Raw genomic sequence first — 1,174 nt, 5'->3', positions numbered from 1 at the left:
GATAACTCAGACACGCGCCCAGACACCCGACCACCCCCTGGGACCACTACCCAGGAACCTACGCCCGAGGCCTAAAACAACGGCATTGGGCTTAGACCGTGTCCTATGTGGTGAGGCGGATGAGTCGCTTATAGCAGCAGAGGGCTGCGGCGAGGCCGAGAAAGGCCAGGTAGTTACGGGGATGGCGTTCGTAGCGGTGGTTGAGTCTGCGGTAGCCGGTCAGCCAGGACATGGTCCGTTCGATGATCCATCGTCGGCGCCCCAACCGCTCGCTGGACTCGACACCCTTGCGGGCGATGCGCACGCCGATGTGCTTGCCCCATAACCATTTCCGCAGGTGAGGGACGTCGTAGGCCTTGTCGGCATGGAGACGTCGAGGCTTGAAATAGCGGCCGCGATGAGGGTCGTGTTTCGTTTGGAGACCCGTGATCATGGGCTTCAGCGCGAGGCTGTCGTGGGTGTTCGCCGCGGAGACACCGACGAGGAGAGGCAGTCCGTTCGCGTCCGACAGGACGTGCATCTTGGAACCCGGCTTGCCCCGGTCCACGGGACTCGGACCTGTGAGTTCGCCCCCTTTTTCGCCCTGACGTGCGCGGAGTCGAGGACGGCCCGGGAGAGGTCGAGCAGGCCGACATCGTCCAGGCGGTGCAGGATCTCCTCGTGCAGCCGGCCCCACACTCCCGCCCGCGACCAGATCAGGAACCGGCGGTGCGCGGTCGACTTCGATATCCCGAAGCACGGCGGCAGAGCCCGCCAGGCGCATCCGCTGACCAGCACATAGATGATCGCCGCGAACAGCGGCTCATCAGGCGTGTCCTGTGTCCCGCCGCCCTGCGGCCGCACCCTCGACGGCGGGATCAGCGGCTCCGCGATCTCCCACAGCCCGTCCGGAACAATCCAACTCCACGTACCCCGCCCCATAACCAAGCCCAACGACCCAGCCCCACATAGGACACGGTCTTAGACGCCATTTCATTTGGCGATGCGGCGGTGGCATATGAGGGTTGCCGCGATGGCGGTGAAGGCGAGGAAGTGTTCGGGCTTGCGTTCGTAGCGGCGGTGGAGGCGTCGGCATCCGGAGCCAGGAGGTTGGGTCGGCCGCGCGGCGAGGTGCTCACCATGAGGGCGAGTCCTGTTCCGCGCGGCCTCCCGCCGAACCGGACATGACGGTTTC

Annotated in this window: 1 protein-coding gene and 1 pseudogene; both read right to left on the bottom strand. The window is 65.5% G+C overall.

Going from position 1 to position 1,174, the window contains the following annotated elements; all coding sequences use genetic code 11:
- Positions 1-103: 103 nt before the first annotated feature.
- Positions 104-921, bottom strand: a protein-coding gene (locus tag ABZV42_RS42260; RefSeq protein ID WP_356057641.1) for an IS5 family transposase whose coding sequence is annotated in 2 segments (ribosomal slippage) — positions 104-579 and positions 579-921 — 819 coding nt in all. Because the reading frame shifts where the segments join, the coding sequence is not laid out codon by codon here.
- A gap of 51 nt (positions 922-972) precedes the next feature.
- Positions 973-1,080: pseudogene (locus tag ABZV42_RS42255) on the bottom strand (IS5/IS1182 family transposase); the annotation flags it as partial.
- Between the last annotated feature and the right edge of the window lie 94 nt (positions 1,081-1,174).

It is taken from the genome of Streptomyces sp. NPDC005281, from assembly GCF_040607495.1.
In the GTDB taxonomy this organism is placed as follows: domain Bacteria; phylum Actinomycetota; class Actinomycetes; order Streptomycetales; family Streptomycetaceae; genus Streptomyces.
The sequence above is the reverse complement of the archived record's forward strand: the minus strand, read 5'-3'. Positions and strand labels throughout refer to the sequence as shown.